Below are 16,461 nucleotides of genomic sequence, written 5' to 3'. Positions count from 1 at the left end.
GTCCCCACGCACGTGGGGATGGACCGGGGGCCGCAGACCTGGTGGCCTGGTGTGGAGGCGTAGTCCCCACGCACGTGGGGATGGACCGGGGCCGTAGTGCCTTGGGGCTCAGCAGCGCCTCGTAGTCCCCACGCACGTGGGGATGGACCGAGGGTACTCAACGAGGCGGACGACCCACTCGGGTAGTCCCCACGCACGTGGGGATGGACCGCTGGCCCGGGCGGCCTACCTGTGGCTCCTCCGGTAGTCCCCACGCACGTGGGGATGGACCGCCTTTAGCCCAGCCGTGGCCCAGGACCCGGGCCGTAGTCCCCACGCACGTGGGGATGGACCGCCCTCCGCCGTCCTGCAGGCCATGCTCCGGGCCGTAGTCCCCACGCACGTGGGGATGGACCGGTGAAAAATCGGTTCCCGGCGTAGACCTCCACGTAGTCCCCACGCACGTGGGGATGGACCGCTTAGCCATTCGGCACCCCCTCCGGCCACGCCGTAGTCCCCACGCACGTGGGGATGGACCGGCGATGTTGCCGGTAGTAATAGTAATGGCAAGTAGTCCCCACGCACGTGGGGATGGACCGCCCCTGACACGACTCCGGGACGTGAAGCGGTCGTAGTCCCCACGCACGTGGGGATGGACCGTCCTCTAGCAAGGCGCGCCGCTCCCGCGGGGGCGTAGTCCCCACGCGCGTGGGGATGGACCGGGTCTTACGACCCCTCCGGGCCGGGCCTCCGGCGTAGTCCCCACACACGTGGGGATGGACCGCCGGAGGAGGTGCCCGACGAGCTTGCGGACGAGTAGTCCCCACGCACGTGGGGATGGACGGACCCCCTTCGGGCAACCCTTCCGTCCGACGGAAGCTTCCCCGGGCCGTAGACTGCCCTCATGAAGCGAAACGCTTGGGAGGTGTACGGCGAGGTTCTTAAGACGGCCCGGGAGCTTGGCCTCGAGGGGGAGGAGCAAGAGGTGGCCAAGGCCCTCCTCGCCTGGCCCAAAGAGCGCTTCCACGCCCTCGCCGCCCGGGTGGGCCTAAAGGCGAAGTACCTGCGGCACGACCTTCTCCCCATCGCCTTTCTCCCCGAGCCCCTGCGGGAGGCGCTCCAAGGGGGGCTCCCCCTCCGGGAGGCCCACAGGCTCCACCGGCTCCTGAAGCGCGGGGAGCTTTCCCTTCAGGACCTAACGGGCAAGGACCCCAAGGCCCTCATGGCCCTCCCGGCCAGGCCGGGGGAGGTGGACCCTCGCCTCCCCGTCTGGTTCTTCCCCCCTGAGCCCTGGGAGGAGGCCCTCCCCATGGCGGTGGCCCGGGCCCTGGTCCAGCTCTACACGAGGGAGGGGGAGCTCGTGCTGGACCCCATGGCGGGCCGGGGGACCGTGGTGGAGGCCGCCCGCGCCCTGGACCGCCGGGCCTGGGGCGGGGACATCGCCCCCAGGGGCCCCCTGGTGGAGCGGGCCGACATCCGGGACCTCCCCCGGCGCTTCCGGAAGGAGGCCGCCTTGGTGGTCCTCCACCCGCCCACCTTCTCCACCTGGCTCCGGGAGGAGGGGTACCGGGAGGAGGCGGAGGAGCGCTACGGGGAGTACATCCGCCACATCTCCTCCTTCCTGGACCTCTGCCGCCCCACCCTGGCCCCCGGGGGAAAGCTGGTCCTGGTGGCCAGGCCCCGGCGGACCCTCACCCCGAAGGACCTGGAGGCGGGGCACGACTTCTTCCTCGCCCCGTGGGAACGGGCCCTGGCCGAGGCCGACTTCCGCCCCCTCTCCTACCACCTGGCCGTGAGCCAGGACGGCAGGCAGGACTGGCACCTCTTCGTGGGGGAGCCCCGGGGGTAAGGGTGGACCTTTCCTTTGCCCTGCCCCCCGGCCTCGAGGCGGAGATGGCCTACTCGGGGTGGGGCTACGACCCGGAGATGGCGGCCTTCTGGCAGGAGCTGGTGGAGGTTTACGCCCCCCTCGCCCACGGGATCCCCATCCGCTGGCGGGTGGGGACGAAGGTCCACCAGGCGGCGGCCTGGCGGAAGGAGAAAGGCGTGTGGACCGTGGAGCTCTCTCCCCTGCTCTTCTCCCGCTACCCCATCTTCCTCGCCCGCCGCTACGGCCTCCCCATGGGCCTCCCTCCCCTCCACGCCCTGGTGCGCGTCCTGGAGGAGGCCCGGACGCTGGAGGTGGAGGAGGGGCTTCCCGGGGGCGCGGTCCTCTACCGCCTTCCCCTCCCCGGGCCCGCCCCCGAGGGCAGCGAGGCCTGGCGGGAGGTGGAGCTGGAGGCCCTGCTCGCCGAGGGGGGGAGGCTTCTTGAGCGCGAGGCCGCCTCCGCCGCCGAGGCCCAGGCCCTGGCGGAGGAGGCCAAGGAGCTCGCCCTAAGGCTCCAGGCCCACCCCTTAGGGGAAAGCGATCGGGCCCTGGCCCTCCTTACCGTCCTGGAAGCCTTCCGGAAGGCCATGGAGCGCCTGGCCGCCCGCTACGAGGCCTGGGCCTCCGACCGGGTGGCCCGCGAGGGCACCGCCTACGCCGCCCACCTCTCCTTCCCCCAACGCCTGGCCCGGCTCAGGTACCGGGACCGGACGGGGGAGTAGCCCCAGGAGAGCAAGCCAAGCGGCGTTGCCGCCTACGCGGCCCCTCAGCGGATCTGCGCCCGGTAGCACACCTCCCCCGCCTCCCCCGGGCCCACGTTGCCCACCTCCACCCTCACCACCCCGCCTGAGACCTCCCCGGCGTCGTCCCCCTGGGAGGCGGTGAGGTAGAGGGTGGCGCTCCCGTGGCTCCAGCGGATGGCCTTTCCCCCGTAATCCGGCACGGAGGGGAGAGGATCCGTGAAGAAAGGCACCGGGTCGGTGAGGACGAACTGGCTCACGGAGGCCGTGCCCAGGTTGCGGTAGGCCACGCAGTACTCCAGCACCTCCCCGGGCCTCCCCTCCCCCAGGGTGCCGAACCCCGTGCCCTGGCTGACGTTCCGCACCCTCTTCTCCAGCCGGACCTCGCCCCCCGAGACCGTGGTGGTGTCGGCGAGGCTTCGGAGGTCCACCACCCCGGGGTTATTGGCCCAGGAGAGGGCCCCTTGGAGGAGGGTCACGTCCACGGCCCCCGCGGGCACCCCGGGGGGCACGAGGACCCGCACCTCGAGGGCGCAGGCCTTTAGGCTCCCGTCCGCCTCCCGGGGCCAGGAAGGCCCCACGGGAAGGGTCTGGGGCAAGGAAGCGAAGCCCTCCCCCGGGTCGTCAAAGTCCCCGTCGCAGTTCCCGTCCACCCGGACCTGGACCGTCCAGGAGGGGGCGTTGGCCAGGGAGAGCGTGAGGCCTCCCAGGGTGCCCGGGCGGTAGAGGTGGGCGTAGACCACCACCCCGGGGCTTGCGGCTTGGCCCGTCTGGGGCGGGTAGAGGCGGCTTTCCCGGACCACGCCGAAGTTGCGGGCCACCTCGGTCCCGGCGATGGCCCCCGCGTCCAGGGTGGGGAAAGCGGGGCTCTGCGCCTCACTCCAGCCGGAAACCGGGTGCGCGGTGCTCCCGTCGTTCCAGCCCGTGGCCGGGCGCAGGGGGTGGGAGAGGGTGAAGGGGCCGAAGTTCCATGGGATGTAGAGGACGTAGCGGCCCTGGCCGTCGGTGGTGGCCGAGCGGGTGCCGCTTCCCTGGGCGGTGACCGCCACGCCGGAGACGCCCCTTTCCCCGCCCGTCTGCCAGGCGTCGTTGGCGGCGCCGCCCCCTTCCCCGTCGTCGTAGAAGACGGTGCCCACGAGCCTCGCCCCGTGGAAGAGGCCGAAGTCCAGGCCGGAGAGGTCCTGGGACACGCTCACGTTGAGGCTACCCGAGGGGGGGTTGACGAAGAGCCAGCCCGGAGGGGGGGTGGGGGTGGTGTCGGAGGGATCGTTGTTGTTGTCCAAGAAGAGGGTGTAGCTTCCCGGGGCCACCCCCGTGAAGCTGAACACACCGCTTCCCGGGTCCACCTGGGCCTGGGCCACCACGCTTCCCCCCTGGAGGAGCTTCACCCAGACCGTGGCCCCGTCGCTCCAGCTCTCCCCAGAGGACTTCAGGCCGTTGGGCTCGAGGTCGTGGTAGACCTGGCCCGCCAGGGTGAAGCCCACCACCGTGACCGAGGCGCTTGAGGTGGCCTCCTGGCTGTAGCCGGTTCCCAGGGTCTGGGCGTTGTAGCTCACCTTGGCGGTGTTGGAGATGGTTTGGCCTGCGGCGCTGGGGAGCACCTGTACCCGGAAGCGCACCTCCGCCCCTTCTCCGGGGAGGACGAGGCCGCCCTGGCTGGCGTTTGCCCCGGTGCCGAGCCGGAAGCGCACGCAAGGCCCTCCCCCCGCCTCGGGACAGCTTGGGCTGTACTCGGCGATGTCGTCACCGGGGGCGTCCGTGAAGGTGCCGGTGGGCGCCGCCGCCGCGTTTTGCACCACCCGGAGGCTTCCCGGGACGTACTGGGTGCCCGCCGGGATGGGGTCCACCACCACCACGTTCGTGGCCCCGTCCAGCCCGGTGTTGCTGAAGCTCACGGCGTACTCCAAGTGGTCCCCCACCAGGAGGTCTCCGCCGTTGAGGTCGGAGGCGGTCTTGGTGAAGGTGGTGATGAGGTCGGGGAGGTAGAGGTCCACGGCGAAGGCCATGACCACGGGGAAGTATATGTCCCCTGAGGAAGTAAACGTGACCGTGGCCGACGTGGCGCCGTTGGAAAGCTTCCCGGTGGCGTCCACGAGGTCCACGTCCACCGCCATCTGGTTTACGAAGTCCGGGGTTTTTTGTGTGAAGCGGGTTCCCAGATAAGAGATGGAGCTATTGAAGAAGTTGTTCTGCGGGTTTTGTGCGTCGCTCAGGGAGGAGCCGTTGAGGAGAAGCCGGTCCCCGGTGAGGCCCCCGTCCCCCTCAAAGGCCACGGCCCCCACCCGGGCGTTCACGGCGCCCACCAAAGGGGTGAGGAAGCCCGAGAGGGTGATGGACACATCGTTACCGTCACTCACCGTCGCCAGGCCGTCGTAGACCACCAGGTTTTTTAAGGTGGCGTTGGGGTCGCGGTAGACCACCACCAGGCTCCAGCCTGCGTAGAAACCGAGGCCACTGTTTCCCGTCTGTGCAAGGATGCCGCCCACCCAGTAGGTGCCGCTTCCTGCAGAGCGCACCTGGCTCGTGACGTCGGCGAAGGCCACGTAGGGGCGGGAGCTGGGGGTGCCCGCATTTGTTATGGTGCCGAGGAGGGTACCCGGGACCGCCTGGTAGTCCACGGCTCCCGGAGGCTTGAGGTAGATGGTGTTCCGCCCGGAGGCGCTTGGGTCAGCCCGCGCCCCCCAGTAGAGCCCCGCCCACAGGACCTGCGCGCCGGAAGGGAGGTTGAGCTGGGCGGCGCTGGAACCTCCTCTTCCGCTAGGCCAGGAGGGGTTGGTGGGGTCGGCGTTCAGGAAGACCATGGACACGTTGTTGTTCGCGCTTGGGTTGTTCATCGTGCTGGTGTTACAGCCGTAGACACCGGAACCCGAGGCGCACATCAGGGTGTTCCCCACCATCCGGATGTCGCCCCGGTCGTTGGTCTCGTAGCGCTTCGCGAAGGGCGTGACCACCTGGGCCTGGGCGAGGCCCAGGAGGAGAACGAGGAGGACCGGCGCGGTTCTCGTCCAGACGCTCATCGGCTCCCTCCGAAGACGTCCAGCCTCAGGTACACCCCCTCCGGGGCGAAGAGGCTGGGCCCGAACTGGTAGCCCAGGGAGAGCCAGAGGGGGCTCAGGCGCAGGGTGCCCTCCACGGAGAAGCTCAGGTCGCTCGCCCCGGTGGCGGGCTGGAAGGTGTAGCTGGCCCCGCCCCCGAGGCCCAGAAGCTCCGTGGGGAAGAGGGTGGCGTAGAGCCCGAGGGCGTAGGTGGCCCCTTCGGGGTCGGGGAAGGGATAGCGGTAGCCGAAGGCGGGGCGCACGGAGAAGGCGGGGAAGGGGGCGTAGGCGGCGGCAAGCTGCCCCTCAAGGAGGCCCGTCTCCGTGGCGTAGCGGTGGTAGGTGAGGAGGGAGAGGTCCGAGGCGCGGAGGGCGTAGGCCAGGCTGAAGCGCCCCTTGGCCTCGGGGAGGAGGGAGAGGGCGAAGTCCAGGCCCAGGGTGTTCTCGGGGTCCAGGCTCCCCGCCGCCCCGCCCCGGAGGGTGAGCTTGGGGCCGAGGGCCCCTTCCACCCCGAAGGTGGCCACCAGGCCCTCCCGGGCGTAGCGGAGGCCGAGGCTTCCCCCAAGCTCCCCCTGCCCCCCGGAGAAGGCGTAGAGGGCGTAGAGGCCGAGGTTCGCGGAGAGGTTTTCCGTGAGGGGGAGGGGGGCTTCCAGGCCGAAGCGGGCGCGGTTCCCCTCCCCGCTCGCCGTGGGGAGCTGGTAGGAGAGGGCCAGGTTGGCGCTCCCCAGGCGCTGGCGCAGGCCGAAGGCCCCCTGCAGGCCCTCCCCCCAGAGGTAGGCCAGGCTCCCCTCCGCCTCCAGGGCCTCCCCCAGGGGCCAGAGGAGGTCCAGGCGGGTTTCCTGCCCGCCGGAGAGGAGGTAGGCGTGGGAGAGGCCGAAGCGGGCCCGGCCCTCCTGGTAGGCGGCCCGGCCCAGGAGGTAGAGGCCCCCCTCCCGCCAGGCGTAGCCCGCCCCCAGGCCGAAGCGGAAGCCCCGGGCGAGCTTCGCCTCGTAGACGAGCCCGGTGCGGCCGGGGGTGGTGTGCTCCAGGGCCACCGCCCCGGGGCCCAGGTCGTAGGCCGCCCGGAAGGCCCCCTGGACTTCCCCACCCTCCTCGTAGGCCAGGTTGCCCCGGGCCTCGAGGGGCCCCTCGCTTAGGGCGGCGGAGAGGCCGAAGCGCCACTTCCCCGCGAAGGCGGCCTCGAGGCCCACCTCGCTTCCCCCCTCCCCATAGGCCAGGGAGGCCCCAAGGGCGTAGCCCTGGGAGGCGAAGCCCTGGAGGTCCAGGCGCAGGTACCCCCCAAGCCCAAAGCGCCAGGGCCCCGCCTCGTAGGCCGCCTGGGCCCCAAGGGCGAGCTCCTCCCTGGGGGCGGAAAGGGGAGCGTACTCCGCCACGAGGCGCACCGGGGCGAACTCGGGGGTGAAGGGGGCGAGGGGCCTCGCGAGGACGATCTCCCCGCTCAGGAAGTCGTAGGTGTAGTCCACCCCGGCCTCCAGGGCCCTCGTCCTCCCCCCCTCCACCAGGAAGAGGCGGAGGGAGCCCGGGGCGGGGCTTCCGGAGAGGCGGTAGAAGGCGGTGCCGTCGGGGACGATCTCCTCCCGCACGCTCCCCTTGGGGAGGAGGGCCAGGAAGGCCTCCACCCTGGCGTCCCCCCGGGTGGCGAGGCGGAGGGCCGTGGCCTCCCCTAGGCCCGGGGCCAGGGGGCCCCGCTCGTAGGCGAGGGTGTACTCGGGGGTGGTGTAGCGCAGGGCCACGGGGTCGTCCGAGGCCAGGGGGCGCCGGGCCTCCTCCCCCGAGCCGGTGATGGGGAAGAAGCCCGCCTCGGGGGTCTGGGAAAGCCCTCCCGTGGTGTCCAGGGCCCCCTGGAGGAAGCCCCCTTCCAGGGGCGCTTCCACGTAGCCCCGGGCGAGGCCGAAGAGGCGGGGCCTCCCCTCCTCGGGGTCGTAGGCCACGCCCACGCTCCCCTGGGCGAGCCAGAGGGGCTCCTGGGCGCCCCCGGCGAAGAGGCGGAAGGTCTTCTCCAGCTTGTTGAAGCGGGCCCGGAGGCGCACCTCCTTTGGGGTGAGGAGGGGCTTGAGCATCACCGTCCCCACCCCGTCCCGCAGGAGCACCTGGTAGCCGGGCTCCAGGAGGCTGGCGTCGGGCGCGATGGGCTCGGGGTCGGCCTCGAGGGTGGCGAGGCCGAAGCCCGTGGGAAGGCCCATCCCGTCCACCGCCTTCAGGCGGAACTCCAGGGGGGTGCGCCCGTCCGCCCGGAGGCGCACGGGCTCCAGGACGAGGTCCTTGGGGGGCCCGGGCCGGAAGACCTCCACCTTGTCGTAGAAGCCCGGGCCTTCCACCTCTATCACGTTCCTGCCGGGGCGGAGGGGCACCCCGTAGTAGGCCAGGCGCTGCACCTTGCGCTCCTCGTCGTACTGGGCCTCCCCCAGGAGGCGGCCTTCCACCTCGAGGCCGTTCACCCGCACGGCGATGGGCCCGAGAGGGGCCTCAATCCTCAAGGCCACGGCCTCCTGCTGCACGATGGCCCCGTCCATGGGCTCCCGGATGGGCCCCTTGCGCTTGGCCGAAAGGGGCTTGGCCCCCTCGTAGTCCCTCAGGCGAAGCCCCCCTTTGAGGGGAAGCTCCCGGTCCAGGCGAAGGAGGGTGAGGGCGGGCTCGGGAAGGGGCGGGAGGGCCCGGGTGTGGAGGAGGGTGAGGGTCAAGAGGCCCTCCCGGGCGAAGGGGAGGCGCCAGACCAGGGTGCCGTCGGGAAGGACCCTGGGCTCCTCCACGGGCCTCCCGTCCAGCCGGGCGGAGCCCGGGCTGTACTCCGCCCCTTCCGGGGGCTTGAAGCCGAGGAGAAGGGCGTCCCCTTCCCCCTCCACCCGGAAGGGGAGGCGCACCACCGAGGTCCGCTCGGGGACGAGGACGGGGAGGACGGCCACCTTGGCCTTGACGGGGAAGGCGGCGGGGGTCTCCCCGAGGAAGGCGGAAAGCCCGTTCTCCAGCTCGCCCACGGCCTCGGCCCGGAAGGGGAGGGTGAAGACCCTCTCCTCCCCCGCCTCCAGGGCCACCCGTTCGCTCCAGGGGTCCATGCCGAGGCCCTTGCCCGGGATGTCCCTGAGCTCCACCTCCACCCGGTGGTCCGCGGGGTTCCTCACCCGGAGGCGGAAGACCCCTTGGCCTCCCTCCAGGAGGCGCGGGGGGTCCGCCTCCTTCTCCAGGAGGAGAGGCCGCCTCTTTAGGGCCACCTCCGCCCGCAGGGTCTCCGTGGGGGTGCGCAGGGTGGCGGCGCAGGCGCCCTCCGCCTCGGGCCCCAGGAGGACCCGGGCCCGGTAGGCGTGGAGGGCCTCTTCCCCGGGCTTGAGGTAGCCCTCAAAGCGGGCGGGCTCCAGGGGGCTCAGCCAGTCGGGGCAGGCGTCCTCCAGGACGTAGCGCATGGGGGCCTCGCCCCGGTTCTCCACCAGGAAGGAAAGGACCACCTCCTCCCCGGGCAGGTAGACCCGGTGGGGGAGGCTCCGCTCCAGGTGGGCCTTGGGCCTGAGGACCCGCACCCCGGCCTCGGCCTTCTCCCCGGTGGAGAGCTCGGCCCGGTTGACCAGGGTCCCTTGGGCCTCGAGGGGCACGGGGAAGGCGAACTCGTAGCTCCGCCCCTCCTTGGCCTTCAGGAAGACCTCCCGCCTCTCCTCCGTCCCCAGGAAGCGGTCCACGAGGACGGCCCTCCCCTCCTCGTCCCCCTCGTTCACCACGGTGACGCGGAAGCGGGCCACCCCCCCGGCCTCCACCTCGGGGGTGAGGGCCTCCTTGACGAGGCGGAAGGTGGCGGGGCGGACCACCACCGCCCTTCCCTCCGCCCTAAGCCCCCAGGGGGCGAGGAGGCCCGAGAGGGCGTAGGTCCCCTCCTTCTCCGCCAGGAAGCGCACCCTGAGCTGGAAGGGGCGGTCCTTGGTGAGGGGCCCCTGGGCCCGGGAGGCCCCCAAGGGGGTAAGACCCTCCGGAAGCTCCAGGGAGAGCTCCGCGGGGAGGAGGCCCGGGTAAGGGGTGGTGGCGGTGAGGACCACCTCCCCCTCCTCGCCCACCCGCAGGTAGACCTCCTTGGGGGCGAGGCTTAGGGCCACCTCCGGCAGGAGGCGCACCAGGACCTCCTGCCTCTTTCCGGGGAGGACCTCCACCTCCTGGGGGGCCTCCACCCGGGCCCCCTCCGCGAGGACGGCCAGGGGGTAGCGGCCCCGGGGCAGGGCGAGGGTCCTCTCCCCGTCCACGGGGGCCTCGAGGTCCCCGAGGCGGAGGGTGGCCTTGGCGGGGAGGTCGCCCCCGGGCAGGGCCACCGCCACCCTGAAGCGCACCTCTCCCTGCGGGGGCCTTTCGGGCGCGGGAGGCTTGGGAAGGCGGACCACGAAGGTGACCTCCCCCCCGGGGCAGCCTACCTCCGCCCAGCCTTCCTGGACGAAAACGGCCCCCCGGGCCTCCACCCGGAGGAGGCTCGCTCCCTCGGGGAGGAGGGGCCGGAAGACCCGGTCCTTTTCCTCTACGGGGACGGGGAGGGGCTTGCCCTCCTCGTCCACCACCCGCGCCCTGGCCTCCCCTGGGGGGATGGCCTTCAGCACCCCGTTTTCCAAAGAGGTGCAGGCCCCCACCCGGAAGGCCACGGTGTTGGAGTGCTGCCTGGCCGTGGGGGGCTGGGTGAAGCCGAAGAGGGCGAGGCCCGGGCGCTTGGTGTAGGTGGTCCACCCCCGGTCCCCGGAGACGGGGCGCTCTTCCACGGAGCCGTCCTCGTAGCGCACCCGGGCGCGAAGCTCCTCGGGGCCGTCCTCGTCGTAGAAGGCCACCTCCAAGGGGCCTTCGGAGTAGACGCCAAGGGGCTCCACCCAGACCCGGCCCCGCTCGTCCGGCAGAAGGCGGAGGGTGGTGGTCTGGGTGAAGACGTCCAGGATGAGCTGGGGCTTGGGGTCCAAAGACAGCTTGAAGCTCGGGGCCTCCACGCGGAGGACGAAGGCGTTTTTGCCGTTTCCGAGAAGCTCGCTTTCAAAGAGGTAGACGCCCGCCTCCATCTCCCCTTCAAAGAAGGGGACCCAGCGGTGGGGCTCCACCCCGAAGGCCATCTCCCGGAGGGGCTTCCCGTCCCTATAGAGGCGGAAGGTGGCCTTAAGCTCCCCCTTCCCCCCGTCGTAGCGCTCGTCCCCTAGCTCCGGTTTCCCCAGAAGGGCGCTCCGGTAGTCCGTGGGGTCAAACCCCGGGGAGAAGAGGTCCAGCCGGACCCTCCCCTTCTCCGGGATCACGAGCCAGATCCGGAAGGCGTGGGTTTCCCAGCCCACCCCGTCCCCCACCACCGTGGCCTTGAGCTCGCGGGCCACGGGCTGGGCCAAAGCGGGAAGCAAGAGGAGAACGAGGGCAAAAACCCGCTTCATGGGTACCTCCAGCGCACCTCGGGGTCGGACATGTAGGGTTCCTCCAGGGCGTACTCCAAGACCTCCTCCCCGCTGAAAAGGGCGAAGTGGAAGGTCTTCTCCGTGCCGTCGGGCTGGGGGTCGCGCACGGTGAGGTCCTCCAGGGGCTCCTGGGAGCGAAGGAGGAGGACCACCCGGAAGCCCTCCTTCAGGGGAAGGAGGCGCTTTTCCAGGGTGAGGGGCCCGAAGCGCAGGGTGGTCTCCCGGTAGGCCTCGAGGAACCCCTTGGGGGCCTTCAGGGGGAAGTCCGAGACGCTAAGCCCCTGCACCCGCACCCCGTGGCGGTAGCCCTCGCCCAGGGCCTCGGGGTGGGGAAGGGGCGGGAAGGGAGCGGAGGCGGGGTCCAGCATCACCTGCCACACGCCGGGCTCCAGGTCCCGGAAGGCGTAGCGGCCCTCCCGGTCCGTGAGGGTCTGCCAGCCGTTGGCGAGGACCACCCGCGCCCCGGGCAAGGGGACGTCGTTGCCGGGGTCGTAGCGCCCGTCCTCGTTCACGTCCAGGTAGACCCGGCCCAGCAACACCCCCCGCTCCAGGCCCAGGGGGCCAAGCCGCACCCGCACCTGGGCCCGGGCCTGGACCCGGGCGGTGGCCGCCCCTTGGGCGCTCAGGCCCTGAGCCTCGGCCACGTTGACCAGGGTGGCGGGGGCCCCGGGGAGGACCCGCATGCGGTACTCCAGGCAGAAGCTCTCCTTGGGGCCCAGGGTGAGGGTCCAGCGCAGGGAGGCCCCTTCCCTCACGGGCTCCAGGGGGTTCAGGCTTCCCCCGCACCGCCCTCCCCGGGCGCTTCCCTCCAGGTAGGCCAGGCGGGGGTTGGGAGTGTCCTCGAGGCGCACCTCCAGGGGAGTGGAGGCGGGGTTGGTGACCTTCAGGGTGTAGGTGAGGAGGTCCCCCGGGGCGGCCTCCTTCGGAGCCACCTCTTTGCTCAGGGCCAGGTTCACGGAGAGCACGGGGTGGCGCACCTCGTTGGACACCAGGGGGTTAGGGGTGCTCTCGGAGGTGAGGGTGAAGCGGTTCTGGAGGAGGGTGTCGTCCGGGGTGTCCGCCTTCACCCGCACCCGCACCCATAGGCGGGTCTCCCCCAGGGGCAGGGGGTCCAGGAGGAAGACCACGGCGTGGCTTTCCGGATCGTAGCTTCCCCCGCTGGCCTCGAGGAACTCCACCCATGGGGGCAGGCGGTCCTCCACCCGGGCGTTGGGGAGGGGGGCGAAGCGGTTCTCCACCACCAGGGCGTAGGTGAAGAGGTCCCCCGCCTTCAGGGTGGTCCCCGGGGCGGGGTCCGCCTCCTTCCTCAAGACGAGGGCCTCGGCGGGGAGGACCTCCAGGCGGTCCCTGGTGCGGTTCTCCCCGCCGCCCCCCAGGGAGGCCGCCACCAGGGTGGCCTCGAGGACTCCCGCCTCCTTGGCGTCAAAGCAGGCCAGGAAGTCCAGGCTCTCCCCTGGCCCCAGGGGGACGGGCTCGGGGAGGGGCGTCCCCTGGAGGGTGAGGAGGCGCCCCGGGGCACCTTCCACCCGGATGCGGTAGCGGTCTTGGGCGGTGCCCTCGTTGAGGAGGGTGTGGCGGAAGCAGTAGGGCTGGCCCGCAAGCCCCCGGGCCTCCTGGAGGTCGTCCCCGCTCCCCTCTCCCCCCGGCAGGGCCTTGGGGTTCCCCCCGGGGCCCAGGTGGTGGCGGTAAAGGGGGAGGACCTCGAGCACGGCCACCCCTTCCGCCGGGCCCCCCGGCCCCTCCGCCAGGGCCCGGTTCTCCCGGGGCCCCGGGGAGGCGGTGGGGAGGGCCTCCACCTGGAAGGAGAGGGTGGCCTCCTCCCCGGGGAGGAGCCTCTCCAGCCGGAGCCGGACCCCGAGCACGGAAGGAGGTTCCTCGGTGCGCCAGGCCGCGCCGTCAAAGAACTCCAGAATCCCCTTGGGGGCCCGGGCGCTTCCCGGCACGTAGCGGAGCCCTTCCAGCCCCGCAAGAGGGTCACTGAGGAGGATGGGCCCCCTGGCCTCCCCGGTCCCCAGGTTCCTCAGGGTGAGGGTGAAGGTGGCCCGCTCCCCGGGAAGGAGGGCAGCGGGGCTTGCGGCCTTGGCGAGGAAGAGGCTGGGCTCCAAGATGCCAGAGGCCTCCACCCGGGCGTAGTTCTCCCCGTCCTCCTCCCCCCCGGGGCAGGTGGCCACGGGGGTGATGAAGAGGCTTCCCGAGGCGGTGGCGGGCACCTTCAAGGCCAGGACCAGGGCCACCTCCTCCCCCATACCCAGGGCCACCTCGGACACCTCCGGCTCCCCGGGGTCGGAGAGGGCGTTCGCGTTCACGTCCAAGTAGAAGCGCACCGCCTCGGGCACCCAGGAGGAGGTTCCGTGGAGGACGTGGCTCAGGGCGAAGGTGTAGGGGGCGTTCCCCCCGTTTTTCAGGCGGTAGGGGAGGTGGACCCAGCCCCCAGGAGCGGCGCTCGCCCTCAGGGCCGGGGCCTCCGGGGTTCCGTCGGGAAAGAGAAGGGGACGGCAGACCGCCTGGACCCGGGTCTCCGCCACGTTGGAGAGGTAGCGCTCCCCCGAGGCCTCCGCCACCGCCTGGTTGCGGATCACCGTGCCCGCCGGGGTGAGGGCGAAGGCGACGGAGAGGAGGAGGGTGAGGGCGAACGCCCACCCGCTGGCTCCTCTCCACCGCCTTCCCATTCCCCTTCCCATCCTTCACCCCTGACGTGAAAACCCCGCTAAAAAGTTCCTCTCCCCTTTTTGCCTTCCCCCCTAGGGGGCCCGCCCCGGGGAAGCCCCCGGGGCGGGGCTTTGGGCCTACTGCACCTGCACCTGCAGGGTGATGGTGATCCTGGCGGCCGGGGGCATGAGGTCGGCGTCGGTGATGGCGTTGTCCCCGTTCGTGTCCACGCCCACGTAGACCGTGCCGCCCGTGGGCACGGAGGTGGGGGCGGTCGTGCTCCAGGTGGTGCCGTCCGTGGAGTAGAGGACGGTGTAGGTGCCGCTAAAGCCCGTGGCCGTGGCGGAGACGCTCACGAAGGTGGTGTAGGACGGGACGGGGTCGGCGACGATCACCTTCTTGAGGTCCCCGGTGCCGATGTTCTCGGCAACGATGGTGTAGGTGAGGGTCTCCCCGGGGTAGGCCGTGGCCTTGTCCACGGACTTCTGGAGCCTGAGCTCCCCGCCCACGATGGTGGTGGTCTCCGTGGCCGTGTCCGTGGCCTCGTAGGTGTTGTCGGGGCTCCCCGTGGTCACGTCGCACCGGGCGGTCACCGTGTTCACGTCCACCCGGCCCACGGGCTCCCCGGCGGGCACCAGGACGCGGACGTAGATCGCCTGGGTGCCGCCGTTCGGGGCCGCGTAGACGTCGGCCAGGGCGCCGTACCAGCTCGTGCCGTCCGTGGAGTACTGGTAGGTCCAGCCGTGGCTCCCGCCGTCCCCGGAGATGTCGCAGTAGGCCGGGGCGTTGGAGTTGTTCAGGAGGGTGTGGGTGTAGGTGATGGTGCCCGGGCTCGTCACGGTGCCGGAGCGGTCGGGGTCCAGCCGGACCTGGGCCAGGAGGTTCACGTTGACCGCCGTGCTGATCGTGTCCGAGACCGTGCCCACCGTGGTGCTGGTGGCGGTGAAGGACACGGGGTTGGCCCCAGGAGCCGTCCCGGCGGGCACGCTCACCGCCGCCACGAAGCAGGCCTTATTCCCGGGGTTGACGATGCCCGTGTTGGTCACGGGAGCCCCGTCGGGCGTGCCGTCGCAGTTCGTGTCCGGGTAGAAGACCACGCTCCAGCCCGTGGGCACGCTGGCGGAAAGGGTGTAGCTGTCGGGGTTGTTCCCGGCGTTGTAGACCTCAACGGGGAAGTAGACCGTCTGGCCGGGGTTCGCGCTCTGGGCGGGCGGGTTGTCGTTGGTGGGGTCACCATCCCCAGCGTGGTCCTTTCGCGCGAGGTCCACCGCGTACCCCAAGAGCACCTCGTTCACCGTGTCCGTGGTGGTGTCGGACTTGGCCGTGTCGTTCACGCTGGTGGCGGTGACGGTGAGGCTCACGGCCGAAGAGGTGGTGTAGTTCGCCGGGATGGCGCACTTCAGGGCGAAGTCGTAGGTGCCGCCCGCAGCAATGGGGCCCACGGGGCCGGAGATGGGGGTGGTGAGGTCGTCCGCCACGAGCTGGCAGGCCCAGCCGGAAGGCGCCCCGGAGAAGCTCAAGGTGAAGCTATCCGCGGTGTTCCCCGTGTTCTTCAGGGTGTGGCGGAAGACCACCGTGGTGCCGGAGTAGGCGCTGGCGATGGTCTGGGTGTCGCCGCTACGGGCCACGGCGTAGCCGCCCGCCGTGTAGCTGCCGGAAGCCCCCGCCTCGGGGTACCCGTAGGGCCCCACGGCCACGTTGTAGCTCGCCCCCACGGTGTTGGTGGTGGTGTTGGTGGTGACGGTCTCGCCGGAATCGGCGGCGTCCCCGTCGCCGTTGGCGTCAAACTGGACGGTGGCGGAGTTCGTGTAGCTCGTCCCGGCGCTGGCCGCGGAGGGCACCGTGGCGGCGAAGCTGAAGGTGTACTGGGCCCCCACGGGGAAGAAGTCGCCCGTGCCCTCGATGAGCATGCCGATCTTCACCGTGCCGTTTCCGGTGAGGGGCAGGTCGGAGGAAGTGAGCGTCTTCCAGCCGGTGCCGTCGTCGTAGACGTAGGTCACCGTGCCCGCCCCGGCGTAGCCCGTGGGCGTGGCGCTCACGGTGAGGCCCGTGGGGATGGTGTCGGCGATGAGGATGCCCGTCTTGGAAGTGCTGTCCACGGTCACAGAGATCCCGTAGGCCGGGCTCCCGCCCACGTTCTGGCCGCTGATCGTGTAGGTGATCGTGTCGCCCGGGCTCACGCTACCCGCGGGGCTTGCCGCCTTGCTGGCGGTGAGGGCAGCGGCGGTGGTGGCCGCGGCCCGGGCCCAGTTGTCGGTGTCGGTGACGGTGGCGTCCCCGGCGGACGTGCCCTCGAGGTTCAGGTTCCCGTACTGGCCGCCCGTCGCCGAGGAGGGCACCGTGGCCACGACCAGGACGCAGGCGCTTTGGCCCATGCCCAGGGTGACGCCCGTGATGGGCGCGGTCTCCCCGGCGTCCAGGGTGCCGTTGCAGTTGGCATCCCGGTAAATGGTGGGGCTTAAGAGATCAAAGTTGTCCGCGGTGCCCTGGGCGGTGGCGAGGTTGATGGTGTCGGTGCCGTTTCCGTTGTTGGTCACCACGTAGCTGAAGACCACCTGCCCCCCGGGAAGGGCGTTCTTGGTCTGGCCCGGGGAAGGCTCGGTGCCGTTTGGCGTGATGCTGAAGGCGTAGACCTGCTGGACGATGGTGGTCACCAGGTTGGACGTGGCGGTGCGGGGCTGGTTCGCCGAGTCAATGTAGCTCGCCGAGGCCTGGTTCTGGATGGCCGTGCCCGCCGGGGTCATGGCGTAGGCCAGCCCCAGAACCAGGGCTAACAGAAGACTGATAAAACCTACTCTTTTCAT

Annotated in this window: 6 protein-coding genes and 1 CRISPR repeat array (1 of these 7 running past the window's edge); of the genes, 2 read left to right on the top strand and 4 right to left on the bottom strand. The window is 71.4% G+C overall.

The annotated features are described in order from the left end of the window. Nucleotides 1-824: direct repeats of the CRISPR family, unit length 29 nt; unit sequence GTAGTCCCCACGCACGTGGGGATGGACCG (it extends 617 nt beyond the left edge of the window). Nucleotides 825-883: 59 nt separating this feature from the next. Further along, nucleotides 884-1,828 carry a TRM11 family SAM-dependent methyltransferase gene (locus TTH_RS11755; protein ID WP_011229119.1) on the top strand — a complete coding sequence of 315 codons (945 nt, stop codon included), beginning with the start codon at nucleotides 884-886 and terminating at the stop codon, nucleotides 1,826-1,828. 2 nt (nucleotides 1,829-1,830) lie between these two features. Next, nucleotides 1,831-2,568 carry a hypothetical protein gene (locus tag TTH_RS10930; protein WP_197525145.1) on the top strand — a complete coding sequence of 246 codons (738 nt, stop codon included), beginning with the start codon at nucleotides 1,831-1,833 and terminating at the stop codon, nucleotides 2,566-2,568. 44 nt (nucleotides 2,569-2,612) lie between these two features. Here the strand turns inward: TTH_RS10930 and TTH_RS10925 are convergent, their stop codons facing one another. The 4 genes from TTH_RS10925 to TTH_RS10910 form a co-directional block, all read right to left on the bottom strand. After that, nucleotides 2,613-5,603, bottom strand: a complete 2,991-nt coding sequence (locus tag TTH_RS10925; protein WP_011229121.1) for a DUF11 domain-containing protein — start codon at nucleotides 5,601-5,603, stop codon at nucleotides 2,613-2,615. Then, the gene (locus TTH_RS10920) at nucleotides 5,600-10,987 is read right to left on the bottom strand and encodes a hypothetical protein (protein ID WP_011229122.1); all 5,388 of its coding nucleotides are present in this window, start codon (nucleotides 10,985-10,987) and stop codon (nucleotides 5,600-5,602) included. Before TTH_RS10920 ends, TTH_RS10925 begins: the two co-directional genes overlap by 4 nt. Beyond that, nucleotides 10,984-13,677 (bottom strand): hypothetical protein, encoded by a 2,694-nt coding sequence (locus tag TTH_RS11750; protein ID WP_262409785.1) that lies wholly within the window; start codon nucleotides 13,675-13,677, stop codon nucleotides 10,984-10,986. Before TTH_RS11750 ends, TTH_RS10920 begins: the two co-directional genes overlap by 4 nt. 117 nt (nucleotides 13,678-13,794) lie before the next feature. Beyond that, a complete protein-coding gene (locus tag TTH_RS10910; RefSeq protein ID WP_011229124.1) occupies nucleotides 13,795-16,461 on the bottom strand; it encodes a DUF11 domain-containing protein in 2,667 nt (888 codons plus the stop codon).

Origin of the sequence: Thermus thermophilus HB8 (genome assembly GCF_000091545.1) — a bacterium.
Classification (GTDB): domain Bacteria; phylum Deinococcota; class Deinococci; order Deinococcales; family Thermaceae; genus Thermus; species Thermus thermophilus.
Note: the sequence above shows the minus strand (reverse complement) of the source record. Positions and strands in the feature narration are given on the sequence as shown.

Excerpts from the sequence above, each read along its gene's own strand:
- TTH_RS11755 (WP_011229119.1), top strand. The coding sequence starts at position 884 with ATGAAGCGAAACGCTTGGGAGGTGTACGGCGAGGTTCTTAAGACGGCC.
- TTH_RS10925 (WP_011229121.1), bottom strand. The coding sequence starts at position 5,603 with ATGAGCGTCTGGACGAGAACCGCGCCGGTCCTCCTCGTTCTCCTCCTG.
- TTH_RS10920 (WP_011229122.1), bottom strand. The coding sequence starts at position 10,987 with ATGAAGCGGGTTTTTGCCCTCGTTCTCCTCTTGCTTCCCGCTTTGGCC.
- TTH_RS11750 (WP_262409785.1), bottom strand. The coding sequence starts at position 13,677 with ATGGGAAGGCGGTGGAGAGGAGCCAGCGGGTGGGCGTTCGCCCTCACC.
- TTH_RS10910 (WP_011229124.1), bottom strand. The coding sequence starts at position 16,461 with ATGAAAAGAGTAGGTTTTATCAGTCTTCTGTTAGCCCTGGTTCTGGGG.